Below are 26,320 nucleotides of genomic sequence, written 5' to 3' on the forward strand. Positions count from 1 at the left end.
ATCAGGCGATTCCGCTACCCTCGATCCGCAGTACCGGCACGAATGCGCCTGTGGGCGGCGGCGGAAGCGTCGCGTTCAGCCCATCGGCTGTTTGCCGGAATGCCAGCGCCCCCTGCCCCAACAACGTCACCCGTTCGACCGCCATCCCCGCGAGCGAAGCGATCGTCACCGGCGCCGTCGGCCAGTCCATCACCGCCGCGTAGAGCTTCCCGCCATTGGCGGTGAAGCGGATGTCGGCGGCGGAGAAGACGGCCTTGTCCTCGTTGAACATGCCCTCGCCGATCTGCATCGGGCCCTCGCCATAGCGTCGCCACGGGCGGCTGCCGTGAATCGCTTCGGCGTTCACCGCCATCCAGCGCGCCATGCCGTCGAGAATCTTCTCCTCCTCGTCATCGATGCTGCCGTCGCCGCGCTGGGGAACGGAGAGGAGGAGGTTGCCGTTCTTCGAGACGATGTCCAGCAGCCGCTGGATCACTTGTTTCGCGGTCTTGTAGCCCTTCCGCTCGTAGAGCGGCCGGTCATAGTGCCAGCTGCCGAGGCAAGTGCAGGTCTGCCAGGGCTCGGGCCGGATATCCGCGACGAAGCCTCGCTCGACATCGTCGGTGGCAGCGCGGCGCTGTTCGGAAGTCAGCGTCTTGGCGGTCAGAACGACGTCGACTACGCCGTGCATCGCGATCGACTGGTTGTAGTAATGCGCCGCCGCCTCAAGCCCGAAGCGCTCGAGCGGAAGCCTGAAATTGTCCATGTAGACGAGGTCGGGCCGGTATTTCTCGACCAGATCCTTCTGCCGCGCCAGCCAGTGCGGGGCAAAGCCGGGATTGTTCGCTGGCACGTTCTCGAGCCACTTGCCGTCGTTCGCTTCGTGCCAGGCGGCCAGTTCCTTCATGCTGCCCATACCGTCCGGGACGACCATCGACGGGCCGGTATAGAGAAGTTGCGGGTCGAACCCCGCCCACCATTTGCCCTTCCCGTCCGCCTTGCGCAGCCGGAAAGCGTCGTAGCGCAAGCCCTTCATCGGCCCTTCGGCGTCATAGCCATAGGCGGTCTGCCACCAATGCCATGCATGGGCGCCGTGATTGGAGACGCCGAACCGCAATCCTGCGGCGCGCACCGCGCGTCCCCATGTGCCTACGATATCCCGCTTCGGCCCCAGCCGCGTCGTGTTCCACGGGTGGTGAGTGCTGTCGAACATGTCGAGATTGTCGTGATGGTTCGCCATCGACACGATGTAGCGCGCACCCGCCGCCTTGTACTTGGCGACCAGTGCTTCGGGCTGCCACTTGTCGGCACGCCAGCGCGGGATGAACTCCATGAAGCCGAATTGCGACGGGTGCCCATAGGTGCGCAGATGGTGTTCGTAGGTGGGATGGCCCTGGACGTACATCAGCCGGCCGTACCAGTCGCCGAATTCGGGCACGCATTGTGGTCCCCAGTGCGACCACAGGCCGAGCTTGGCGTCGCGGAACCAGTCCGGGCTGCGGAAATGATCGGCGAGCGAGGCCCAGTCGGGGCGCACCGGCCCCTGCGCACCCTTGCCGCGCGCATGCGCCGGGGCCCCCAGCATCGCCGCGGCGCCCCCGGCAAGCGCGTTGCGTCTGGTGATCATACCCGTTCCTCTCCTGTTACGTCTTGCGTGATATGATTGATGTGATAGCGCTATCATCAACCAAGAGCGAGAGGATTGCGATGCAGAGGTGGACTTGCGGTACGGCACTGGCTTTGGCTCTGGTAGCCGCCCCGGCGGGCGCACAGACGCTCCGGCTCGCACCGGTCTTCTCGGACCATATGGTGGTGCAGCGCGACAAGCCGATGCCGGTGGAGGGGCACGCCGCGCCTGGCGCGGAGGTATCGGCGCAGTTCGGCGACGCCCCCGCGGTGGCCGGCCGCGCAGACGCCGAAGGCAGATGGCGGATCGAGCTCCCGGCCCACGGGCCGCTCACGTCCACGACGCTGACCGTGCGGTCGGGCGGCGAGACCGCGCGTCTCGTCGATGTTGCGGTGGGCGACGTGTTCCTTTGCTCGGGGCAGTCGAACATGGAGTTCACGCTTCGCGTCGCGACCAACGCGGATGGCGCAGTAGGCGCGAGCACCAACCCCGCGCTGCGCCTGTTCAATGTTCCGCGTCAGAGCAGCCCCACGCCGCAGGCGCAGTTCGCGTCGCCCGTCACCTGGCAGCCGTCCGCCCCGACCAGCGCGCGCGACTTCTCGGCCGCCTGCTGGTTCATGGGAGCGGAATTGCAGCGGGTCCGCAAGGTGCCGGTGGGGCTGATCGCCGCGTCCTGGGGCGGCTCCATCATCCAGGACTGGCTGAGCGAGGCCGGCCTCCGGCGCAACGGCGGATTCGACGAGGGGCTGGCGATGCTGGCGCTGCGCGGCACCGATCCCGCCGCTGCGCAACGCTGGCTGGACAAAGAGCTCGACCGCTATTTCAAGCACGCGACGGCAAAGCTCGAGGCGCCGATCCCGGCCGACCCCAATCGGCTCTGGGAGGAATGGGGCGCCTCCGACCTCGCATCCTTCGACGGTGCCGGGGTCTATATCAGTGAAGTGACGCTGACGGCCGATCAGGCACGGCGCGCGCGGCGCATCCATCTGGGTGCAGTCGATGATTTCGACCAGACGCTGGTCAATGGCGCTGTCATCGGCAGCACGACCGGCTGGACCAGCCAACGAACCTATTCGCTCGCCTCCGACCAGCTCCGCGCCGGAGTCAACCACATCCAGGTTCGCGTCATCGATACCGGCGGCGGCGGCGGGATGTGGGGCACCGCTCCGCGCCGGCTCGAGCTGGACGACGGCAGTTCGGTTCCGCTCGACGGGCGCTGGCAGTTCCAACGTGGCGCGGATATTCGCGACGCGGGCCCTGCTCCATCCGTGCCCTGGATCGGGGCGAGCGGTCTGACGACGCTCTATAACGGTATGATCGCGCCGCTGGGACGGATCCCGCTTGCCGGCATTGCCTGGTACCAGGGCGAAGCCAATGTCGGCGATCCGGCGGGCTATGCGAAGCTGCTTCCTTCGCTCATCGCGGACTGGCGCGAGCGCTTCTCGACGCGGCGCTTCGCGCTCGTCCAGCTCGCCAATTTCGGCCCGATGCAAAGCAGGCCGGTCGATTCAGCCTGGGCGGCGCTTCGCGACGTGCAGCGCGCGACCGTCGCCGCGGATCGCGACACGGGCATGGCTGTCGCGATCGATATCGGCGACCCGCGCGACATCCATCCAACCAACAAGAAGGACGTCGGCCTGCGCCTCGCGCTCGCGATGGAAGGTGCGAGCAACGCGCAGCTGCCCGAGGTCGCGCGCGCAGGGGGCCAGGTGCGGTTGCGGTTCGATCGCCCGCTCAAGGTAATCGGCGACGCGGTGCCGATCGGCTTCGAGGCGTGCAGCGCGAAGGCGTGCCGCTTTACCGCCGCGCGCATTGCCGATCCGGCGACGATCCTGGTCGACGCAGCGCCCGGCGATACCAAGGTGCGCTATCTCTGGGCCGACAGCCCGATCGCCAATCTCTACGATCGCGACGGGCTGCCGGTGACCCCGTTCGAGGTGGGCCTGCCCTAGCGCACGGCGGGCTCGCCATAGAGCAGGCCGCGCCCGTCCGTGCCGACATAGACACGGCCGAAGATGCGCGGATCGCCCTCGATCAGGCGGATGCGATTGCCCCATTGGTTGGCGTCGTCGTTGACGCGGGTCCAGCTCGCGGCGCCGTCGGTCGAGCGCCAGATGCCGGTCACGCCGCCGAGCGTGCCGAAGGCGAACACCGTCGGGTCGCGCGCGCCCTCGGCCGGCTTGCCGAGCGCGAAACGCTTGATCTCCAGCCCCTTGCTCGCGACGCGGAAGCTGCGCCCGCCGTCGCGGCTGCGGTACAGCGTGCCGCCGATGCCGAGCCACAGGTCGCCCGCCGCGAAGGGCGAGGCGACCAGCGGCCACGGCGTCTCGACATTATAGGCGCGCGCTTTCCACAGATCGCCGGGCAAGGGCGCGGCCGCACGGAACTTGCGACCACCGTCAGTGCTGACGAACAGCTTCGCCGAGGCGAAGTCGAGCATGTAGAAGCGCTGCGGATCGACCTTGTCTGCCACTGCGCGCGTCTCGCGCGGCGCGCCCATGCCCGAAGTCCAGGTGGCCCCGCCGTCATGCGAGAAAAGCGGCGTCGGCGTCGCGACCGCGAGCACCGATCCGTCCGCCGAGACGGTGATCGCGGGCGTCTTGGCGAGGTCGTGGCGCTTGGCCTCGGTCTCGCCGACCTCGGCATAAGCGGGGACCAGGATCGGTCGCCACGACCGCCCGCCATCGCTGGACAGCGCGAGTGTCGCCTCGGTCTTCCACCCCTCGTGCACCCGCCCGCTGCGCACGACTACCTCCGGCGCGCGGCCGGCATAGTCGAGGTTGATGGTGGTCACGAGACGCGGGCCCAAATGCATCTTGGGCGGCGAGACAGCGAAATCGTCGTGCACGAAGCCCGCAATGTCGCCGAAGCCGGAGATGAGCTGCGCACCGTCGGTCGGGCTGGCGAGCGAGACGATCGCGGTCTCCTCGACCCCGTCGGTCCAGGGCCGCCATAGTCCGCTGCTCCAATTGTCGGTCGCATAAACCGTCGCGCCGGTGGTGTAGGCGATCCGCCCGGCATCGAACGGATCGATTGCGAGTCCCGCGATCCAGTGGCCGAAATCGGCCTCGGCCTCGTCGAACCGCAGCCAGGGCGCAGCGGAAATGTCGCGATGGCTGCTCTTGCCGATGTCGATCCACGTCTCGCCCCAATCGCGCGAGACATAGGCGGTATCGGGCGAGGCGTTCATCGTCGCCACCGCGAGCATGCCGGGCGCCCCATGCGCCAGGCTGACCGCCATATAGCCGCCGCCGTGTCGCGCGCCCCTGGGCGTGATGTCGCTCCATTGCCCGCCAGCCAGCCGCCACACCGCGCCGCCAGACACGTGGTTCGGGCCCATCCAGTTGGACCACGCGACCACCAGTCGCCCGTCGTCCGCGATGTCGCCCTTGGCGGGCATCAGTCCCATCGGCCCGCCCGGCACCTTCGCCCAGCTCGCGCCGCCATCGACCGAACGATAGAGCCCCTGCCCGTCGGGATCGGCGACCGCGGCGTAGAGCGTCTGCGACTTGCCGTCCTTCGCGCTCGAGCGATCGAACAGGATGAAGCTCACCCCCGCATTGCTGTTCCAGCGCTTCTCGGACGCGGTGCGGCCGGCATGGGGGAAGCTCGCGACCTTGCTCCAGCTCTCGCCCGAATCGGTGCTGCGCCACAACCCGTCGAAGCGCGAGCCGAAATAGAGGATGGCGGGGTTGTTGGGGTCGATCGCAAGCCGCTCGCCAAGACCCCGGCCCGGCTCGTTCCCGCCCATGCGGAAGGGCACCGGGATCACCCGCCAGCTCGCCCCGCGATCGACCGATTTCAGGATCGCGGCGGGATCGCGGCGATACATGCCCGCGGCGAGATAGACGATGTCGGGGTCGCGCGGATCGGCGGCGATGCTCTCGATCCCGTGATAATTGCTCTCGCCGATCCCGTCCTGCAGCGGGATCCAGCGTTTCGCCTTCGCGTCCCAGCGATAGGCGCCGCCGATATCGGTGCGCAGATAAGCGAGCCCGCGCTCGGCGCGGCTGAAGACCACCCCCGGCGAGAAGCCGCCGCCGCCGACCTTGACGTTGCTCCAGCGATAGGGGACGGATGGGGCCGCGCGCACCGTTTGCGCGGCGGCGGGCTTGTCCACACCGGCGATGGCGAAGGCGAACACGGCCACCGCCGCGGCCCGGAAAAGAGTGGACAAGGCTTCCTCCCGCATTATGGTAGCGCTCACATTTCTTCAATTGAACAGAGAAATCAACCTAGGAGAGCGTCGATGAGGGCAAGCCGGGTGGTGTTGCTGCTACTGGCCGGGACAACGTTGTCCGCCGGTCCCGCTGCGGGCCAGGACAGCCCGGCCTCGACCGCTCATCCGGCGAACTGGCCGGCGGCGAAGAGCGTTGGCCTGGTCGATCCGGCGATCGAGAAGAAGATCGACGAACTGCTCGCGAAACTGTCGCTGGAGCAGAAGGTCGGCCAGATGATCCAGGGCGATACCGCCTCGATCAAGCCCGAGGATCTGCGCAAATACCCGCTCGGCAGCATTCTGGCGGGCGGCAGCTCGCCGCCGCTTGGTGCGCCCGACCGATCCCCGATCGGCCCCTGGCTGGCGACGGCGCAGGCGTTCCGCGCGGTCTCGCTCGAGCGACGGCCGGGCTATGTGCCGATCCCCAACATCTTCGGCATCGATGCCGTGCACGGCAACGGCAACATCGTCGGCGCGACGCTGTTCCCCCATAATATCGGCCTCGGCGCGGCCAACGACCCCGCGCTGATCGAGAAGATCGGACGCGTCACCGCGCTGGAGACGGCGGCGGCGGGGATCGACTGGGCGTTCGGCCCGACGCTGGCCGTGCCGCAGGACGACCGCTGGGGCCGGACCTATGAGGGCTATTCGGAAAAGCCCGACATCTCGAAGGCCTATGCCAAGGCGCTGATCGACGGGCTGCAAGGCGCGCGCGCCAGCGGGACGATCCAGCAGGGCAATGTCGCCGCCTCCGCCAAGCATTTCCTCGGCGACGGCGGCACCACCGGCGGCATCGACCAAGGCGACACGCAGATCGACGAGACGACGCTGATCGCGACTCACGCCCAGGGCTATGTCGCCGCGATCGACGCCGGGGTGATGACCGTGATGGCCTCGTACAACAGCTGGAACGGCGAGAAGATGCACGGCAACAAGTCGATGCTGACCGACGTGCTCAAGGGCAAGATGGGCTTCGACGGCTTCGTCGTCAGCGACTGGAACGGTCATGCCCAGATCCCGGGCTGTACCGGTACCGATTGCGCGCGCGCGTTCAACGCCGGGATCGACATGGTGATGGCCCCGGATACCTGGAAGGGCCTCTACGAGAGCACGCTGGCGCAGGCGAAGAACGGCACGATCCCGATGAGCCGGATCGACGATGCGGTGCGCCGCATCCTGCGCGTCAAGTTCAAGCTCGGCCTGTTCCACGCGCCGCGCCCCTATGACGGCCGTGCCGAGCTGATGGGGGCGCCCGAGCATCGCGCGGTCGCGCGCGACGCGGTGCGCAAGTCGCTGGTGCTGCTCAAGAACAATGGCGGCGTGCTGCCGATCCGCGCCAGCGCCAAGCTGCTCGTTACGGGCCCCGCAGCGAACGACATGGGACCGCAGACCGGCGGCTGGACGCTGAGCTGGCAGGGCGACGGTAACAAGCGCACCGACTTTCCCAATGCCCAGACGATCTGGGAAGGGATCGACGAAACGATGCGCGCGCAGGGCGGCACGGCGACGCTCAGTGCCGACGGCAGCTTTGCCGAGAAGCCCGACGTCGCGATCGTGGTATTCGGCGAGGCACCCTATGCCGAGATGCGCGGCGATATCCGCTCGCTCGAGTTCGAGCCGGGCGACAAGCAGGCGCTGACCACGCTCAAGAAGCTCAAGGCGGCGGGCATCCCGACGGTCTCGGTGTTCCTCTCGGGCCGCCCGCTCTGGGTGAATCCGGAGCTCAACGCATCCGACGCGTTCGTCGCGGCGTGGCTGCCGGGCAGCGAGGGCGGCGGCATCGCCGATGTGCTGATCGGCGACCAGGCGGGCAAACCGCGCCACGACTTCCGGGGGCGGCTGAGCTTCTCCTGGCCCAAGACCGCGGGCCAGTTCGTGCTCAACCCGGGCCAGCCGAACTACGACCCGCTGTTCGCCTATGGCTACGGCCTCGACTATCGCTCGCCGGGCAGACCGCTCGGCGCGCTTAGCGAGGTGTCGGGCGTCGATGCGAGCCTGTCCAACCGCTCGGTATTCTTCGCGCGCGGCGCGACGCCGGCGCCGTTCGGCGCGTCGCTCGGCGCCGGGATCACGCGCAGCCCGGTAGATTCCGCGACTCAGCAGGAGGGCGCGATCCGCCTCGCCTGGAGCGGCGCAGCGCCCGCCGCCTTCGCGATCACCGGTCCCGAGCTCGATTGGTCGCGCGAGAGCAATGCCGATCTCTCGCTGCGCATCGTCTATCGCGTCGACGCGGCACCCAAAGGTCCGGTCGAGCTCGCCGTGCCGGACGGCGCCGCGGGCAAGGGCCTGGCCGCGACCGCGATGTTCAGCCGCAAGCCCGGCGAGTGGCAGACCGCGACGATCAGCCTCAAATGCTTTGCGACGGTCAACCCGGGCCTCAAGAAGGTCGCGTCGCCGCTGCGCATCACCGCCGCCGCGCCGTTCACCGTCAGCATCGCCGACGCGCGGATCGTGTCCGACCCGAACGCCAGCGGCTGCCCGGAATAGGCGTCAGCTGAGCTTGAACAAGGCCGAAGCATGGGCGCGCAGCTCGATCGCGAGCTCGGTGTCCACGTCGCCGGCCTCGCCGGTCCACAGGTTGAGCGCTCGCGCCTTGCGCGGCGCGCCGATCGCCTTGAGCTTCTGCGCGACGACCAGCGGATGATCGGAGAGGTTGAACAGTGCAAGGTAGCGCGCGCTGCCATCCGCGGTCTCCGCTGTCCACGCGACTCGCGCGCCGTCGTTCGACACGGGCAGGTTGTTGCGGCTCGCCTGGTTGAGCGCGATCACCTCGCGGTTGGTCAGCAGCTTCAGCGTCTCGACATCGAGCGCACGCAGGTCGCCACCCATGATCAGCGGCGAGCGCGCGATCGCCCAGAGCGTCATCAGCGTCTGCTGCTCGTCGGCCGTGAACTTGGTCTTGCGCGATCCCATCGCCAGCAGGCCGAGCGGGAGCATGTCGGCGTCGGGCCAGGCGCCCGGGCGGCGATAGGCATTCCACGCCTCGAGCCGCGCGAACTGTTCCTTCAGGAGCTTCCATTCGTCCCAGAAATCGTCCGAGATGCGCCACATCTGCGCATGCTGCTGCGCGTGCATGCCCCATTGAAGATCGGTCTCGCCGGGCGACAGGCTGAGGATCATCGGCCGGCCCGAGGCGGCGATCGCGGCCTGCGCCGCCTCGATTTCCGCCCAGTTATTGGCATAGGGGCGGCTCATGTCGTCCATCTTGACGAAATCGACGCCCCATTCGGCGAACTGCGCGAACACCGAGTCATAATAGGCCTGCGCGCCCGGCTTCGACATGTCGACGCCGTACATGTCGGTGTTCCAGGTGCACACCGAATTGGGATTGGCGATGTCACGGGCGGTGTGAGGCGTGCCAAGCACAGGAAGATCGCGTGCATAAGCGAGGCGCGGGATGCCGCGCATCAGATGCACGCCGAACTTGAGGCCCAGCGCGTGGATCCGGTCCGCCAGCGGCTTGAAGCCCCGGCCGCCCGCCGCGGAGGGAAAGCGGTTCGGCGCGGGCTGCAGCCGCCCATGGCCATCCATCGCGAGCTCGGCGCCGGGGCGATAGGCATAGCCGGTGGCGTTCGGCTCATACCATTGGATGTCGACCGTGAAGACGTCATAGCCGAAGGGCAGCAGCTTCCCCGCCATGATCCGCGCCGTCTCCAGCGCCTGCGCCTCGGTGAGCGTGGTGGCAAACGAATTCCAGCTGTTCCAGCCCATCGGCGGCGTCGGCGCGCGCAGGCGCGAGTCGGACGTACGCGCGCCCTGCCGGCTCGCGAGCGCAGGTGCGCCGGCAAGGCCCAGCAATACTGGAAGGGCGAACAAATCGCGGCGGTCGAGCAATGATTCTCTCCTCGGCCTAATCTCAAATCGGTTCAGACAGCGCTGTCGGCCCCGGGGTAGGTGGATTAATTTATCCTACTATATATGTGGCAAAACTCCGTCAATTGCTGCGGTCCACGGCGGCGCGATCAACGGAACGCCTCCACAACTGGTATACGTTCCGGCGCAAAGGCTTAGGGGAGACGCTTTTTATATCAGACAAAATAATGTCATCATAATGTCGTGACATCGTTGACAGGCTCGCATAGATATGATCAATAAGATCGCATGAGCTCAGTGCCCGGAAGAAGGCATTAGAGCCAGCGGCGACGTGCCGCTTGCCATTAGGAGGGGAGGATAAATGACGCCTTTGAATGTTAGCGGTAACATGTGCACCAAGGTCCTCGCACGGACGGGTGCTTCCTGCCTCGCGATGATCGCCATGGGCGTCGCGGCACCGGCATGGGCCGCGGAAACGCCTTCCGCCGCAGAGAGCGAAGCGCCGCCCGCCGCGCAGGAAACGCCCGCCAGCGAGCAGTCCGCCGGCGAGCAGGACGTCGTCATCACCGCCCGCCGCCGCGCGCTCGAAGCGGCGGATGCGCGCAAGCGGGCGTCGGAAAGCATCATCAGCTCGGTCGTCGCCGACGAGGCGGGCAAGCTCCCGGATAACTCGATCACCGAGGTCCTCCAGCGAGTGTCGGGCGTGAGCATCGTGCGCTTTGGCTCTCTGGGCGATCCGGACCATTTCTCGGTCGAAGGATCGGGTATCCAGGTGCGCGGGCTCTCCGGTGTCGCGTCGCGCCTCAATGGCCGCGAGATCTTCAGCGCCAATGGCGGCCGCGGCCTGATCTGGGGTGACGTCACGCCCGAGCTCATGTCCGCGGTCGATGTCTACAAGTCGGCGACGGCGGACCTGATCGAGGGCGGCACTGGCGGCCAGATCGACCTGCGCACCAAGCTGCCGTTCGACTTCTCGTCCGGCTGGCATGCCGCGGGCAGCCTCGAGGTCAGCATGGGCGACCTCGTGGAGAAGACCGACTATGCCGGATCGTTCCTCCTCACCAATCGCTGGTCCACCGGGATCGGCGACATCGGCATCCTAGTCGATCTGGCGCACAGCCGGCTCACCTCGCGGTCGAACTTTTTCCGGACCGAGCCCTATTTCCGGCGCCGCCTGCCGGGCGAGACGCAGGACGTGTTCATTCCCGGTGGCTACGACTATGGCGACGAGGAATTCCAGCGCGACCGCACCGGCATCTATGCCGCGGTGCAATGGGCGCCGAGCGACGACCTGACGCTGACCGGCATCTTCTTCCAATCGCGCTACAAGAATCACAACCGGTCGCACTTCGCAATGCAGGCGCTGCAGGACTTGTCGGTCGACCGCGCCGGCAGCACGTTCGACGAGAATGGCGCGCTGCTCTCGACCAATTCGATGTTCCTGCGCGACAACAACACCTTCCTGCCCACTGGCGGCAACATCACGGGCGGCGGCGGCACCGAAGGCACGCGGTCGAAGTCGCTGACCCGCGACGTCTCGGCCGAGTTCAAGTGGCAGCCGGGACAGGGACCGTTCAAGTTGTCGGGCGCCTATCAGAACGTCCTCTCGACCTCGCAGCTCGACCGCCTCGCGGTGTTCCGCGAGGTGCCCTTTCCCTCCTCGTTCGGGTTCGATCTCACGGGTAAATTCCCCACGGTCACCTTGCCCGCGCTGGCCCCGGACCAGTTCACCAATCCGGCTAACTACATCTGGACGGCGGCGATGCCGCACAACGAGCGCAACCGCGGCACGATGGACTCGGTCAACCTCGATGCCGAGTATGTGTTCGAGGACAGCTTCTTCCGCGCGATCAAGGTCGGCGGCCGCTGGTCGGAGCGGCGCGAACGCGACCTCAACAACGGCTTCACCTGGACCGCGCTCGGGCGCGGATGGAACGGCGATCCGCAGCTGACCTTTGCCGATGCGCGGCCGGGCGATGTCGAATTCTACGCCTTCGACAATTTCTTCCATGGCGACATCGATGTCCCGGCGAACACGCTGTGGCCCTCGATCGCCCTCATCGAAGGGGTGACCGCCGACGAACTTCACCGCCCCGCCCCGCTTGGCTATGGCGGCGCGCGCTCGCGCACCAGCAATTTCCTGCAGCAGGATCTGGGGCTGTGGCGGACCGAGACATTCGCCGGCTATGCGCAAGTGCGTTTCGGCCGCGACTATGAGGCGGGCAAGCTCGGCTTCACCGGCAATGTCGGCGGGCGCATCGTGCGGGTGAAGAACGAGTCGCAGGGCTTCATCGTCCAGAACGCTTTCACCTTCATCCGCAACGGGCAGACTTTCGAAACTGCAAATCGCGTCGATCCGCGCGGCGGCAGCGCGACCTTCACCCGGTTTCTGCCGGCCGTGAACCTGCAGCTTCAGCCGAGCCAAGACATCAAGCTGCGCGCTGCCTACAACATCACCATGGACCTGCCGTCGTTCAACGCCACCCGCGGCGGCGGCGACATCGGCGTCGCCACGACGGCGAATCCGGTCTCGGGCCAGCCCGGCATCTTCACCAACTTCACGGCATCGACGGGCAATCCGTTCCTCAAGCCCGCCATGTCCAACAATGTGGACGTGTCACTGGAATGGTATCTCAAGCCCGGGACGATGTTTTACGTCAACGGCTTCTACAAGCATATCAAGGACCTGCCGATCTACTCGCTCGGCCAACGTGAGGTCACGATCCGCTATCTGGACGGGACCACCGAGACCGCGGTGGCGTCGACTTCGGACGTGGTCACGGCCACGGAAGCGGCAACGGTCAAGGGCATCGAAGTGGGCGGCCGCGCCTTCCTCGACATGCTGCCGGGCGACCTGGCCGGGCTCGGCGTCGAGGCCAACTATACCTTCATCGACAGCAAGAACCCGGGCGACCTCTATCGCGACATCTTCGGTACGATCCGCAACGACGCGCCGCTTCAGGGTCTCTCGAAGCACAATTTCAACGTCACCCTGCTCTACGAGCGCAGCAAGCTCTCGGCGCGCGTGGCCTATTCGTGGCGGTCGAAATATCTCCAGTCGACCAATGCGAACGGCACCACTCCGACCTACACCTTCGTCTCCGCGCCGGGCGCAACGGGGCAGAGTACCCAGATCGCGTTGCCGGTCTATGGCGACGCCTATGGCCAGGTCGACGTGGGCGTGACCTACAAGGTGACCGACCAGCTGTCGTTCACCGTCAAGGGCACCAACATCCTGAACGAGACCCAGCGCACGCTGATGGGCGGCTACAAGAACGACGCCATCTACACGCGAAGCTGGTTCCAGAGCGACCGGCGCGTCAGCCTCGGCGCGAACTTGTCCTTCTAGTATAGCATTCCTGGGGTGGCCGGCCGCGACGCCGGCCCCCCTTAGGAGGCATATGAAAAAGCAGATCCTCATCGTTGGGGGCGGCACCGCCGGGTGGATCACCGCCGGCTATCTCGCCAAGCGGCTCGGCGCCGACCTTCCCGGAGGCGCATCGGTTCGCCTGGTCGAATCCAGCGCGATTGGCATCCTCGGCGTCGGCGAGGGCACCTTCCCCACCATCCGCAAGACGCTTGCGACGATCGGCATCGACGAGGCCGAACTCGTCCGGCGCTGCGGCGCGACCTTCAAGCAAGGCGCCCGCTTCGCCAACTGGCGCACCGGCAACGACCATTATCTCCACGCCTTCCAGCAGGCCGACGAGCGCTCGGGGCTCGAGCTGCTGCCCTATTGGCTGCTCGGCGCCGGAGGGGATGAGGGCTGGGACGAGATCAGCACGCCCCAGAAGAAGGCCGCCGACGCGCACCGCGCACCCAAGCTGCCCTCCCACCCCGACTATGTCGCGCCGCTCAACTACGCCTACCACTTCGACGCGGTGATCCTCGCCGAGCTGCTGCGCGACCAGGCGGTCGCGAATGGCGTCGAGCATCTCACCGACACCGTCACCGAAGTGCTGGTCGGCGAGGATGGCGCGATCGCCGGCGTGCGGACCGAAGCCAATGGCCTGCTCGAAGCGGACCTCTATATCGACTGCACCGGTTTCCGTGCCGAGCTGATCGGCAAGGCGCTCGGCATGCCGTGGCGCTCGTGTCGCGACGTGCTGTTCTGCGACAGCGCGATCGCGATCCAGGTGCCCTATGCGCGACCGGATGATCCGATCGCCTCCTATACCATCTCGACCGCGCAGCAGGCGGGCTGGATCTGGGATATCGGCCTCGACCATCGCCGGGGCATCGGCCATGTCTTTTCTTCCGCCCATAGCGACGATGCCAGCGCCGAAGCGGTGCTGCGTGGCTATATCGGCCAGGCCGCGGACGGGCTGGAGATGCGCACCTTCCGCTTCGACGCCGGCTATCGCGAGGTCAACTGGCACCGGAACTGCGTCGCGATCGGGCTGTCGAGCGGGTTCTTCGAGCCGCTCGAGGCGACCGGGATCGTCTTCTCCGAAGTCGCTGCGGCGATGGTCGCCAACCTCTTCCCGTGGGGCGGGGATTACGAGACCTCGGCGCGCCAGTTCAACGAGATCATGCGCCGCCGCTACGAGCGCACGCTCGATTTCATCAAGCTGCATTATTGTCTGTCCGAGCGCCGCGACACGCAGTTCTGGCGCGACAATGTCGATCCCGCGACCGTCCCCGACAGCCTGCACGAACTGCTCGACCGCTGGCGCTTCCGTCCGCCGAACGAGATGGACATCGACGCGAATATCGACATCTTCACTGAACCGAGCTGGCAATATGTGCTCTACGGCATGGGCTGGCGAACCGACCTGAGCGCCCGCGCCGGCCTTTTCCGCTACCATGACGAGGCGCGCGCAGCGTTCGCGGAGGTGCGCCGCCAGGCCCAGTTCGCGATCCACAATCTTCCGACCAACCGCGAGCTCGTCGAATATGCCCGGGCGGGACGGTTCGGGGCACAGGGCGCCGCGGCATGAACCCGGGCGGCGTGGGGGCACCTGTCATCAGGGTCGTGATCGTCGGTGGCGGCACCGCGGGCTGGATGACGGCGGCGGCCGCAGCGCGGCTCACGGCCGCCGGCGTCTCGGTGACCCTGGTCGAATCCGACGAGATCGGCACCGTCGGCGTGGGCGAGGCGACGATCCCGTCGCTCCACGACTTCAACGGCCTGCTCGGGCTGGACGAGGACGAGTTCGTCCGCGCGACCCAGGCGACATTCAAGCTCGGCATCGAGTTCGTGAACTGGGGGAGACTGGGCGACCGCTACATCCATCCGTTCGGCGTCCACGGCCGCGACACCCAGGGCCTCAAATTCCATCAGATCTGGCTGCGCCAGTCGAGCCTCGCCAAGTCGGACGGCGACGTCGGACCGCTGTCGGACTACAACCTCTCCGCAGTCGCGGCGCGAATGAACAGATTCTCCCGCCCGTCGCAGAACCCGGCGGCGGTACTCTCGACACTGAGTTACGCCTTCCATTTCGATGCCGGCCTCTATGCGCGCTTCCTGCGCGGCCATGCCGAGGAGCGCGGCGTCAAGCGCATCGAAGGCAGGATCGCGACGGTCGAGCAGGACAGCGAGTCCGGCTTCATCACCGCGGTCGTGCTGGCGGATGGCCGCCGCGTCGAAGGCGAGCTGTTCGTCGATTGCAGCGGGTTCCGCTCGCTGCTGCTCGGCGAGACGCTGGGCGTCGGCTATCGCAGTTGGCTGCACTGGCTGCCCTGCGACCGCGCGATCGCGATTCCCTGCGAGAGCGTGAGCCCGCTCACCCCGTATACGCGCGCCACCGCGGGCCTGGCGGGATGGCGCTGGCGCATCCCTCTGCAGCACCGCATCGGCAACGGCCATGTCTATTCGAGCGCGCATCATGGCGACGAAGACGCGCTGCGCGATCTGCTCGACGGGCTCGACGGCGCACCCACCGCCGAACCGCGCTACCTACGCTTCACCCCGGGCCGGCGCGAGCGGCTGTGGGAGAAGAACTGTATCGCCATCGGCCTGTCGGGCGGCTTCATCGAACCGCTCGAATCGACCAGCATCCACCTCATCCAGTCGGGCATCTCGCGCCTGCTGGCGCTGTTCCCCGACACCAGCTTCGACCCCGTGGAGCGCGACGAATATAATCGCTGGCTGACGCGCGAGTATGAGCAGGTGCGCGATTTCGTCATTCTCCATTATCACGCGACCGAGCGCAGCGATTCCGCTTTCTGGGACTACTGCCGGACGATGGCGGTGCCCGAGACCCTGACCGAGCGGGTGGAATTGTGGCGCGGCAAGGCCCGCAACTTCCGCATGCAGGGGGACCTGTTCACCGAGGATAGCTGGTATGCGGTGCTGCTAGGACAGCGCATCGTGCCACGAGGGTACGACCCGCTCGCCGCCGCGCTGCCGATCCCCGAAACCAGCCGTTTCCTGCATCACCTGCGCGACGTGATCGGCAAGACCGCAGCTGCGATGCCGACCCATGAAGAATTCATCGCGCAGCATTGCGCGGCGAGACCGCCCGGCGCGGCGTGAGATGCGCCTCCACGCCGCAGCCCATCAACCAGGGATATGAAATGAGACGGAGTCATCGTTCCGCGTCCAATCTGCTCGCCGGCCTGTTGCTGGCCGTCGCCGCGTTGGGGACCAGTCCCACGCAGGCGCAGACGCCGGAGGTCCGCCGCATCGAGATCGACCTCGCCAAGGCGGGTGCGCCGCTCGACCGCTCGTTCAACTTCTCGGTCGGCGCCGACTATCCCGGCACGCTGATCCGCTCCGACAGCCTGGCGCAACTCAAGACCGCCCGGGACGCGCTCGGCTTCCGCTACATCCGCTTCCACGCGATCTTCCACGACGTGCTCGGTACGGTCCGAGTGGTCGACGGCAAAACCGTCTATGACTGGACCAAGATCGACCAGCTCTACGACGCGTTGCTCGGCATGGGGATCAAGCCGTTCGTCGAATTGGGCTTCACGCCCGAGGCGATGGCGACCTCGAAGCAGACGATCTTCTACTGGAAGGGCAATACCTCGCACCCCGAACCCAAGGCTTGGGCCGCCCTGGTCGACGCGTTCGTACGCCATCTGCGCGAACGCTATGGCGAGGCGGAAGTACGAAGCTGGTATTTCGAGGTGTGGAACGAGCCCAATCTCGACGGATTCTGGGAGCGCGCCGACCAGAAGGCCTATTTCGAACTCTACGAGAACAGCGCGCGCACGATCAAGGCGATCGACCCCGCGCTGCGTGTCGGTGGTCCCTCCACCGCGGGCGCGGCCTGGGTGCCCGAATTCCTCGACTATGCCGCGAGCCGCGGCATCCCGGTCGATTTCGTCACCACCCACACCTATGGCGTCGATGGCGGCTTCCTCGACGAGAAGGGCGAGGACGACAACAAGCTGTCGACCAATCCCGATGCGGTGACCGGCGACGTGCGGCGCGTGCGGCAGCAGATCGCGGCGTCCAAATTCCCCGGCCTGCCGCTGTTCTTCACCGAATGGAGCGCGAGCTACAACCCGCGCGACCCCGTCCACGACAGCTATATCAGCGCCGCCTATGTCCTCTCGAAGCTCAAGGCGACGCGGCCCTACGCCCAGGGGATGAGCTATTGGACTTATAGCGATCTGTTCGAGGAAGCGGGTCCGCCGCCGACTCCCTTCCATGGCGGTTTCGGCCTGATCAACCGCGACGGCATCCCCAAGGCCACCTTCTTCGCGTACAAGTATCTGAACGAGCTTCACGGGCGCGAAGTGCCTTCGGCAGACGCGCAAACACTGGCCGCGACTGACGACGGGCGCACCTCGATCCTGGTCTGGAACTGGGCCCAGCCCGCGCAGACGCTGAGCAACCGGCCCTTCTTCACCAAGGTGCTTCCCGCCCAGCCCGCCGTGCCGGCCGAAGTGAGCTTCACCGGCCTCGCACCCGGCAGCTACCGGCTGACTGTCCGGCGCACGGGCTTCGAGGCGAACGACGCGCATACGCGCTACCTGAAGATGGGGTCGCCGGCCGCGCTCAGCGCCGCGCAGCTCGCCGAGCTTCGCGCCCTGACGCAGGACAAGCCCGAGACGCGCACGACGGTCCGGGTCCGCGCGGACGGCCGCTACATGCTGCGCGTTCCGATGCGGACGAACGATGTCGTGTTCGCCGAACTCGAGCCGCTTGCGGCCGCAAAGCGCAAATAGACCGCCGGAGTTAGCGTCATGGAACCCACCCGCCGCCAGACCCTGGCCCTGGCCCTGGCCGGCGCGGGCTTCGCGCGGCCGGGCAGTGCTACCGCCGGATCGCCGCAACCGGGCAGCTGCGGCGATCCGGCACCCGCGTGGAAGCCGGGCATCGAAGGCCAGCGCAAGGCCGATCTCGGCGACGGACGCTATCTCAACCCGGTGCTCGCCGGCGACCGTCCTGACCCCAACGTGCTCAAGGACGGGGACGATTACTATGCGACCTTTTCGTCCTTCCAATATTATCCGGGCATCCCGATCTGGCATTCGCGCGACCTGGTGAACTGGACGCCGCTGACCACTGCGCTCAAGCAGCATATCGGCATCGTCTGGGCGCTCGACATCGCCAAGCACAATGGCCGCTACTTCATCTACATCCCCGCGCTCGACCCCAGCGACGCCAAGCGCGGCATCAAGACCTGGGTGATCCACGCCGATGACATGGCCGGCCCGTGGAGCGATCCGATCGACATGAAGATCGACAATCTGATCGATCCCGGCCACGCGGTGGGCGAGGACGGCAAGCGCTACCTGTTCCTCAACGCCGGCAACCGCGTGCGGATCAGCGACGACGGGCTGTCGGCGGCGGGACCGGTCGAGCATGTCTATGGCGGCTGGCCGATCCCCGAGGACTGGATCATCGAGGGTTTCGCGCTCGAAGGCCCCAAGGTGATTCGCCGCAACGGCTGGTTCTATCTCTTCTCCGGCCAGGGCGGCACGGCGGGACCGCCGACCAGCCATATGGTGGTGGTCGCGCGCTCGCGCTCGATCCACGGGCCGTGGGAGAATTGCCCGCACAACCCGATCGTCCGCACGAAACGGGCGAGCGAGCCCTGGTGGTCGCGCGGCCACGCGACGCCGGTCGAGGGGCCGGGCGGCGACTGGTGGATGGTCTATCACGGCTATGAGAACGGCTTCCGCACGCTCGGGCGGCAAATGCTGATCGAGCCGATGGAATGGACCGCCGACGACTGGCCCCGCGCGCTCGGTGGCGACCTGTCGCGCCCGCTCGCCAAGCCACGCGGCACAGGTGGAGGCAGGCACGGCGTCGCGCTTTCGGGCTTCACCGACGACATGTTCGCGACGCGCATGTCCTTCCACACCATGGATCGCGACTATGCGACACGCGTGCAGCTCAAGGACGGCGTGCTGCGGCTCGCCGGCCGCGGCACGGGTCCCGCCGATTGCTCGCCGCTCACCTTCGTTGCGGGAGACCGCGCCTATCAGATCGAGGTCGAGGTCGAGATCGAGCGCGGCACGCAGGGCGGGCTGGTGCTGTTCTACAACGAAAAATTATTCTGCGGCATCGGGCTCAGTGACGGCAAGCTCCACGCCTGGCGCATCGGCCAGGAGGAGCGCTGGCCGCCCGGCGGCCCCGCTTCGGCGCGGCGGATGCACCTGCGCGCGGTGAACGACGCGAATATCGTCACCTTCTTCTACAGCCTCGACGGCCGCAAATGGACCAAGGAACGCTCGGTGGAGGTCGCGGGCTACAACCACAATGTTGCCGACGGTTTCCTCAGCCTCCGTCCCGCCTTCTACGCTGCGGGAGAAGGCCATGCGACCTTCCGCGCGCTGTCCTATCGCGCCCGTCCTCCCGCAACGACGTGAATCGTGCCGGTCTGCCGGATATCCTCCGACGACGCGCCCGCCAGCACGCGATAGGCACCCGCGCGGACCCGCCAGCCGCCCGCCTCGGGATCGTAGAAGGCGAAGGCACGCGGATCGAGCGTCAGCGTCACCTCGCGCTGCGCTCCGGCGGGGATCGCGACCTTGCGGAACGCTCGCAGCGTGCGCGGGGGTTCGCCCGGCTGCGGCTCGACCGGCTCGACATAGAGCTGCACGACCTCCTGCCCCGCGCGCTTGCCGGTGTTGCGGACGGTGAGCCGTACCGCCACCGGCGTGCCGCCGTTGGCATGCGCCGGCAGCTTGATCGGGGAATAGGCGAAGCTCGTGTAGGAGAGGCCGTGGCCGAAGGGGAACAACGGCTTGGTCCCCCGCGCGCGATAGCCGCGATAGCCGACCAGCAGCCCCTCCGAATAGGCGCTCTTCGAGCTCTTGAGATCGACCGGATCGTCCTCGGTGCGCTGGACGAACGTCACGGGCAGCTTGCCCGAAGGATTGATCTTGCCGGTCAGCACATCGGCCAGCGCCGCGGCGCCACCCTCGCCGGGCAGCCACATGTCGAGGATCGCGGGCACGCGTTCGTGCCACGGCATGGTCATCGCCGCGCCGGCATTGACCACCACCGCGGTCCGCGGATTGGCCGCGACGACCGCCTCGACCAGCCGGTTCTGCTCGCCGGGAAGGTCGAGCGAGGCGCGGTCATAGCCTTCGCCCTCGGTGGTCGAGGACGAGCCGACGATCACGATCGCCGCATCCGCCGCCCTGGCCGCGGCGACCGCGGCATCGAACGAGGGCAGCGGCTCGCGCACGCCGAAACTCAGATTCTCATAGGGCGTGCCGCCATTGGCATAATCGACCCGGATCGGATAGCCGCGCCCCACCTCCAGCTCGACCTGGACCGTCCGCCGCGGCACAGGGAAGCCGAGCACGTCGCGATTGTCGGGGACGATCTTGCTCGCCTTATCGAGGACCACCTTGCCGTCGAGCGTGATGCGCGGCGCGCCGGTGCCGCGCACGCTGAACTCGTGCACGCCGCTGGTACGCGGCCAGAACATGCCCTCCCAGCGGATCGCGGCATAGCCGGTGACCTTGGGGCCCGCGACGTTGCCGCTGATCCAGCGCACGAAGCGGGTGACGCGCTCGGTCTTGGTCGGCGCGCCGCTCGCATCCTCCGACATATAGTAGCTCGCCGTCAGCCCGGTCTCGCCGCGCGCGGCACCGGGGCTGAACAGCTTGGCATCGGCGGCCGGCGGCGTCTCCTCGTTGTCGACGCCCTTCTCATAGCTAACGCGCACGCCCGGCAGTGCTGCGCGCAACGCCTCGAGCGGGGTCTGGGTCTCGAACGGCACGACGTTCGAGCTGCCGCCCCCCTGGATGCGCACGACATCGGCATTGGGCCCGATCACCGCGAGCGAGCGGATCGCGCGATCGAGCGGCAGCACGCCCTCATTCTTGAGGAGCACCATCGCCTCCTCCGCCGCCTTGCGCGCGACACCGGCCTGACGCGGCGGCTGGGCAGCTGCGGGGCGCGAGCTGCCGCGCTCGATCACCCCGCTGCGCACGATCAGGCGGACCATGCGCCGCGCATTCGCCTCGATCTGCGCCTGGCTCACCTCGCCGGCCGCGACGGCGGCCTTCAGCTTATCGCCGAAATGCTTGGGCGGCCCGGGCATTTCCAGATCGAGCCCGGCATTGGCGGCGGGCGCGGTCGAATGCGTCGCGCCCCAGTCGGACACGACGAAGCCTCTGTAGCCCCATTCCGTCTTGAGCAGGTCGGTCAGCAGCCAGCGATTCTCCGCGGCATAAGTGCCGTTGATCTTGTTGTACGAGGCCATCACCGACCACGGATCGGCCTCGCGCACCACCGCTTCGAACGCGGGGAGATAGATTTCGCGCAGCGTCCGCTGGTCCACCACCGAGTCGACGACGAAGCGGTAGCTCTCCTGGTTGTTCGCCGCGAAATGCTTGATCGAGACGCCGATCCCCTCGGCCTGCGCGCCGCGGACATAGCCGAGCGCGAGCTGCGCGGTGAGCCACGGATCCTCCGAATAGGTCTCGAAGTTGCGCCCCCAGCGCGGCGTGCGCACGATGTTGACCGTCGGCGCGAGCAGCACGTCGGCGCCGTGCGCCTTGGTCTCGCGCGCGATTGCCGCGCCGACCGCCCCGGCGAGCTCGGGGTTCCAGCTCGCCGCGAGCGCCACGCCGACCGGGAAGACCGTCGCCGGCTTGCCGTCGGGCGAGCGCACGCCGGTGGGCCCGTCGGTCATCTTCACCGCCGGGACGCCGAGCCGCGGGATCGGGTTGAGCGCCATCGAGGATTCGCCCGCCAGCAGCAGGATCTTCTCGTCGAGCGTCAGCCGCGCCATCAGGTCGTCGACGCGCGCTTCGAGCTGCGCCTTCGCGTCGCGATAGACCGGCGCCGCCTCCTGCGCTCCGGCGGGCATCGCCATGCCGACAGTCAAGGCGATCGCCGCCTCGTGCCGCAATCTCATTTGATCGCGGCCAGATCGGCTTCGGTCTTGGCGAGCAGCTCGTCGGTGAGCTTGCCGTCCGAATAGGGCTGGAGCTGCTTGAGGCTGAGCCCCTTGATCATCTCGAGCTGCGGCAGCTGGGTGAGGCCGGGCAGATCCTTGTCGAGCACCGCCTTGGCCTGCTCGTTCGCGAGCAACTCGCCGATCGGGGTGTCGAGGGTGAACTTCGCCGGGGGCTTGGCGGCTTCGGCGGGGGCGGCCGGAGCAGGCGCGGTCTGCGCGATGGCGATAGCGGGCACGAGCAACGCCGCCCCGAGCACGAGGGGAAGTTTCATCACTGGTTCTCCTTGGTTTCAGCGGATTCGCTGCCGAGCTCGGCGATCATCGCCTGCCGGATCAGATATTTCTGGACCTTGCCGGTCACCGTGGTCGGGAAGCTGTCGACGACGCGGACGTAGCGGGGCACCTTGAAGTGCGCGATCTGCTCGCGGCAAAAGGCGCGGATCGCTTCCGCGTCGGCCTCGGCGCCCGTGCGCAGGCGGACCCAGGCGCAAAGCTCCTCGCCCATGCGCGCGTCGGGCACGCCGACCACGGCGACATCCTCGACCGCGGGGTGGCGGTAGAGGAACTCCTCGACCTCGCGCGGATAGATGTTCTCGCCGCCGCGGATCACCATGTCCTTCAAGCGCCCGACGATGTTGGCGTAACCCGCGCCGTCGATCACCGCGAGATCACCGCTGTGCATCCAGCCCGCCGCATCGATTGACTCCGCGGTACGCTCGGGCTCGTTCCAATAGCCCTGCATCACCGAATAGCCGCGCGTGCACAACTCGCCGGGCTGGCCGACCGGCACCACCGCACCGTCGCCATCGATCAGCTTGCACTCGAGATGCGGCTGCACCCGCCCGATCGATCCGGTGCGGCGGTCGAGCGGGTCGTCGAGCCCGGTCTGGAAGCTGACGGGACTCGTCTCGGTCATGCCATAGGCGATGGTCACGTCGCGCATGTGCAGCCGCTCGATCACCTCGCGCATCAGCGGCTCGGGGCAGATCGCGCCGGCCATGCAGCCGGTGCGCAGCGAGGTGAGGTCGAAGCCGTCGAACCCGGGATGCGCGAGCAGCGCGATGAACATCGTCGGCACGCCGTACAGCGCGGTGCAGCGTTCGGCCTCGACCGTGCGCAAGGTCGCCTCGGGCTCGAAGCCAGGCGCGGGATAGACCATCGCCGCGCCGTGCGTGAGGCTGGCGAGGTTGCCCATCACCATGCCGAAGCAGTGGTAGAGCGGCACCGGGATGCAGATGCGGTCGTCCGCGCTCAGCCCCATAGTCCGGCCGACGAAATAGCCGTTGTTGAGGATGTTGCGGTGGCTCAGCGTCGCGCCCTTGGGCAGGCCGGTGGTGCCGCTGGTGAACTGGATGTTGATCGGGTCGCTGGGGTGGAGATCGCCAGGCAGATCGGCGCGCCCATCGACCTCGGCGAACGGAATCCAGCCCGGCCGCGCCGCCTCGCCGATCAGGATCCGCGCGCGCAGCGTCGGCAGCCGCTCGGGTCCCAGCGTCTCGATCATCTCGGCATAGGCGCTGGTCTTGAAGCTCTCGGCAGCGACCAGCGCGGCGAGGCCGACCTTGTTGATCGTATACTCGACCTCGGACAGGCGATAGGCGGGGTTGATCGTCACCAGGATCAGCCCGGCGCGCGCCGCTGCGAACTGGGTCAGCGCCCATTCGGCGCAGTTGGGCGACCAGATGCCGATCCGCTCGCCCGGCCTAAGCCCGAGCGCGGTCAGCCCCGACGCGAGCGCATCGACGCGCGTCAACAGCTCGGCGAAGCTCCAACGGATGCCCTGCGCGACCGAGACCAGTGCGTCGCGCTCGCCCCATTGCGCCGCCGCACGCGCCAAAGCCTCGCCGATCGTGTGCTCCAGCAACGGCGGCGCGTCGGTACCCCGCACATGGCTGAGGCCGGGGGTGACGAAGCTCATGTGCCCGGCGCCGCGCAGGTGAAGCTCGCGGCTTCATCGGTCGGCCCCTTGCCGTCCCAGCGCGCGACCTTCGGCCAGGCGCAGAGCGGGCGGGTACGCTGTGCCTTGGCCGGGAAGCCCAAATAACCGAGCATGTCATTGTCGAACTTGGTCGCGACGATGCGCTCGGGCGCGGGCCCGCCGACATGCCAGGCGTCGAGCGTGCCGAGCGCGTCGAACACGTTGGGACCCGGCCCGGCAAGGCAGTGCGACATGCCCGGCGCCATGAACAGCCGCACTCGTTCGCGCGCCGCGGGGTTCGCAGCGAGAACACGCTCGTAATAGCCGACCGTGTTCTCCGGCGGGATCGCGGCGTCCTGCCAGCCATGGTACATCAGCAGTCGGCCGCCGCGGCGGAAGAAGGCGCCGAGGTCGGGACTGTCGGCGTCGAGCTCCTTGCCGACCCGCGCCCTCGCCAGCGCGTAATCGCGCGCGAGGTCGAAGCGCGACACCTGCCATTCGGGATCGCCGTGCACGAAGTAGCGGAAGAACTGGGTCGAGAATTTCGCATGCTGCGAGTCCGCAGCGGTCAGCCACATGCCCCAGGTGCCCTCGACTGCCTCCGCGCCCGGCGCGAAGCCGGGATAGAACGGCTTGCCGTCCGGCGTCTTCGGCCCCCGGTAGAGATGGCGCGCCGCTTCGACCTGGGCCGCGGTGAGGCAGTCGCCGCCGACCGCCTTGCATTGCAGCTCGGCGGGATCGAAGCGGCACTGGCGCGGATTCTCGATCACGCCGTCCGCGACGCCGTCGAGCTTGTCGCATTTGGCGAGCGAGGCGGTCTGGAGCAGCTTGAGCTGCGGCGCCCCGAGCGCGGCGCCGGGCCGCGACAGCGCGAGATGGTTGCTGGCGAAGGCGCTGGCCATGCGCGTCCACGGGATCGCCGGGGCGCCGGCGATGATTGCGTCATAATCCTCGGGGAAACGCCGCGCCTCGATCAGCGCCTGCCGCCCGCCGTCCGAGCAGCCATGGAAATAGCTCGCGGCGAGCGGGACCGTGTAATAGGCCGCGATCACCTGCTTGGCCGCCTGTGCCGCGAGATGGTTGGCGCGCCAGCCATAGTCCCTGATCTTCTCCGGCGCATTCAGCGCCCAGCTCGCATCGACGTCGCTCTTGCCGAAATGGCCCATGTCGCTGCCGACCGCGGCATAGCCCCTGGCCACCGCGCCGCGCATCAGCAGCGCCGGGATGCCGAGATTGGCGCCGAACCCGCCATTGCCCGCGCCCATCAGCTTGCCGTTCCACGCCGCGCGTTCGGGCAGCCACATCTCGACCTTGATCGACGATCCTGCGACCGGGGTCAGCACCGCCCGCACGCGGCAGAACGGCGCGGACGCGGGGAGGCCCGGCATGCCGGGACCAGTGTCGACCGTCGCGCCGGTCGTGAGCGACTCCGCCGCCTCGATCTTGCCGTTGGCGAGCGCGCGGCCGGCGAGCGCGGCGCAGTTTTCCGCCTGCTGCGCGGGCCTCGCGGCGACGGGCGTCGCGGTGCCGGCGAGGAGCGCAGCCGCACCGAGGGCTGCCAAACGAAAGCTCTTCATTTCCCGAGCACCCCCAGCGAGTTCATCCATGCCTGCATGCGCTCGGTCCACGCATCGCTCGGCTTGTCCTGGCGCTTCATGCCGAAGCCATGGCCGCCCTTGGCGAAGGTCACGAGCTGCGACCGCGCTCCGCTGGCGCGCCAGGCGGCGTCGAGCCGCGCGCTGTCGGCGCGCGCGAGCTTGTCATCGTCAGCGACCGCGACGAACAAGGGCGGCGCATTGGGCGGCGCGGCGATCGGATCGGGGAGCAGGCCGGGATAGACGGCCGCCGCGAAATCGGGCCGGCTGTCGGCGTGGTTCGCCAGCATCGTCCACACCGTCACCGCGCCGCCCGCCGAGAAGCCGAGCACGCCGATGCGGTCCGGCTTAACGCCATAGCGCGCGGCATTGGCGCGAACATGGCGCACCGCCTGCTCGCCATCGGCAGTCGCCAGCGGGCGCAGCGGCTCGACCGCTTCGGCGAGCTTGGGAAGGTTGGTCATGTAGCGCAGCATGACGAACGGCAGGTCGCCGCCCGACTTGAGCAGGCGATAGCGCAGCACGAAGGCGGTCACGCCCATGCCGTTGAGCCAGCGCGCCACCTCGGCGCCCTCATTCTCGATCGAGAGCATGTGGAACGCGCCGCCGGGGGCGACGATTACCGCGGTGCCGTTCGTTTTTGCGGGGTCGGGGCGATAGACGGTGAGCGTCGCATCCTCGACGTTGCGCACGATCGTGCCGAACGGCGCGCGGTCTTCCAGCACGCCGGGCGAGGCCGCGGGCTCGCCGGGCCAGAGGCGGACCACCTCCTCGGCGGCGGCGGGCGGCGCGCCAGGCAGGGCGAGCAACGCGGCCACGGCGGCGAACAGCGCGATGAGGCGCATCGTC

General features: G+C 67.8%; 15 protein-coding genes. 7 read left to right on the forward strand and 8 right to left on the reverse strand.

Going from position 1 to position 26,320, the window contains the following annotated elements:
• Window position 1: 1 nt before the first annotated feature.
• Complete coding sequence (locus ACO227_RS04395) at window positions 2-1,606, reverse strand: alpha-L-fucosidase (RefSeq protein WP_423605601.1); 1,605 nt, start codon at window positions 1,604-1,606, stop codon at window positions 2-4.
• A 113-nt stretch (window positions 1,607-1,719) separates the two neighbouring features.
• Between ACO227_RS04395 and ACO227_RS04400 the strand changes: the two genes are divergently transcribed.
• The gene (locus ACO227_RS04400) at window positions 1,720-3,558 is read left to right on the forward strand and encodes a sialate O-acetylesterase (RefSeq protein ID WP_423605603.1); all 1,839 of its coding nucleotides are present in this window, start codon (window positions 1,720-1,722) and stop codon (window positions 3,556-3,558) included.
• Here the strand turns inward: ACO227_RS04400 and ACO227_RS04405 are convergent.
• The gene (locus ACO227_RS04405) at window positions 3,555-5,783 is read right to left on the reverse strand and encodes a WD40/YVTN/BNR-like repeat-containing protein (RefSeq protein WP_423605605.1); all 2,229 of its coding nucleotides are present in this window, start codon (window positions 5,781-5,783) and stop codon (window positions 3,555-3,557) included. The genes ACO227_RS04400 and ACO227_RS04405 overlap by 4 nt on opposite strands.
• Before the next feature lie 72 nt (window positions 5,784-5,855).
• Here ACO227_RS04405 and ACO227_RS04410 point away from each other — a divergent pair, with 72 nt between their 5' ends.
• Window positions 5,856-8,312, forward strand: a complete 2,457-nt coding sequence (locus tag ACO227_RS04410) for a glycoside hydrolase family 3 N-terminal domain-containing protein (protein ID WP_423605606.1) — start codon at window positions 5,856-5,858, stop codon at window positions 8,310-8,312.
• A 3-nt stretch (window positions 8,313-8,315) separates the two neighbouring features.
• Here ACO227_RS04410 and ACO227_RS04415 read toward each other — a convergent pair whose 3' ends face one another.
• On the reverse strand, window positions 8,316-9,659 hold the full coding sequence (locus ACO227_RS04415; RefSeq protein ID WP_423605608.1) for a glycoside hydrolase family 27 protein: 1,344 nt from the start codon (window positions 9,657-9,659) through the stop codon (window positions 8,316-8,318).
• Window positions 9,660-10,071: 412 nt separating this feature from the next.
• On the opposite strand from ACO227_RS04415, the gene ACO227_RS04420 reads away from it, so the two are divergent.
• The 5 genes from ACO227_RS04420 to ACO227_RS04440 are packed head-to-tail and all read left to right on the forward strand — an operon-like array spanning window position 10,072 to window position 19,409.
• Window positions 10,072-12,987, forward strand: coding sequence for a TonB-dependent receptor (locus ACO227_RS04420; protein ID WP_423605610.1), 2,916 nt, complete (start codon window positions 10,072-10,074; stop codon window positions 12,985-12,987).
• Between the two features lie 52 nt (window positions 12,988-13,039).
• The gene (locus ACO227_RS04425; protein WP_423605612.1) at window positions 13,040-14,578 is read left to right on the forward strand and encodes a tryptophan halogenase family protein; all 1,539 of its coding nucleotides are present in this window, start codon (window positions 13,040-13,042) and stop codon (window positions 14,576-14,578) included.
• Complete coding sequence (locus ACO227_RS04430; RefSeq protein ID WP_423605614.1) at window positions 14,575-16,116, forward strand: tryptophan halogenase family protein; 1,542 nt, start codon at window positions 14,575-14,577, stop codon at window positions 16,114-16,116. The genes ACO227_RS04425 and ACO227_RS04430 overlap by 4 nt, the downstream gene beginning before the upstream one ends.
• 41 nt (window positions 16,117-16,157) lie before the next feature.
• A complete protein-coding gene (locus ACO227_RS04435) occupies window positions 16,158-17,759 on the forward strand; it encodes a GH39 family glycosyl hydrolase (protein ID WP_423605616.1) in 1,602 nt (533 codons plus the stop codon).
• 18 nt (window positions 17,760-17,777) lie between these two features.
• Window positions 17,778-19,409, forward strand: coding sequence for a family 43 glycosylhydrolase (locus tag ACO227_RS04440; protein ID WP_423605618.1), 1,632 nt, complete (start codon window positions 17,778-17,780; stop codon window positions 19,407-19,409).
• Here the strand turns inward: ACO227_RS04440 and ACO227_RS04445 are convergent.
• The 5 genes from ACO227_RS04445 to ACO227_RS04465 are packed head-to-tail and all read right to left on the reverse strand — an operon-like array spanning window position 19,379 to window position 26,316.
• A complete protein-coding gene (locus ACO227_RS04445) occupies window positions 19,379-21,916 on the reverse strand; it encodes a beta-glucosidase H (RefSeq protein ID WP_423605620.1) in 2,538 nt (845 codons plus the stop codon). The two genes, ACO227_RS04440 and ACO227_RS04445, sit on opposite strands and share 31 nt — an antisense overlap.
• Window positions 21,913-22,230 (reverse strand): hypothetical protein, encoded by a 318-nt coding sequence (locus ACO227_RS04450; RefSeq protein WP_423605622.1) that lies wholly within the window; start codon window positions 22,228-22,230, stop codon window positions 21,913-21,915. Before ACO227_RS04450 ends, ACO227_RS04445 begins: the two co-directional genes overlap by 4 nt.
• A complete protein-coding gene (locus tag ACO227_RS04455; protein WP_423605624.1) occupies window positions 22,230-23,876 on the reverse strand; it encodes an AMP-binding protein in 1,647 nt (548 codons plus the stop codon). Before ACO227_RS04455 ends, ACO227_RS04450 begins: the two co-directional genes overlap by 1 nt.
• Window positions 23,873-25,453, reverse strand: coding sequence for a tannase/feruloyl esterase family alpha/beta hydrolase (locus ACO227_RS04460; RefSeq protein WP_423605625.1), 1,581 nt, complete (start codon window positions 25,451-25,453; stop codon window positions 23,873-23,875). Before ACO227_RS04460 ends, ACO227_RS04455 begins: the two co-directional genes overlap by 4 nt.
• Window positions 25,450-26,316 carry an alpha/beta hydrolase gene (locus tag ACO227_RS04465; protein ID WP_423605627.1) on the reverse strand — a complete coding sequence of 289 codons (867 nt, stop codon included), beginning with the start codon at window positions 26,314-26,316 and terminating at the stop codon, window positions 25,450-25,452. Before ACO227_RS04465 ends, ACO227_RS04460 begins: the two co-directional genes overlap by 4 nt.
• Window positions 26,317-26,320: the final 4 nt, after the last annotated feature.

Origin of the sequence: Sphingomonas sp. MS122, from assembly GCF_049532975.1 — a bacterium.
Taxonomy (GTDB): Bacteria; Pseudomonadota; Alphaproteobacteria; order Sphingomonadales; family Sphingomonadaceae; genus Sphingomonas.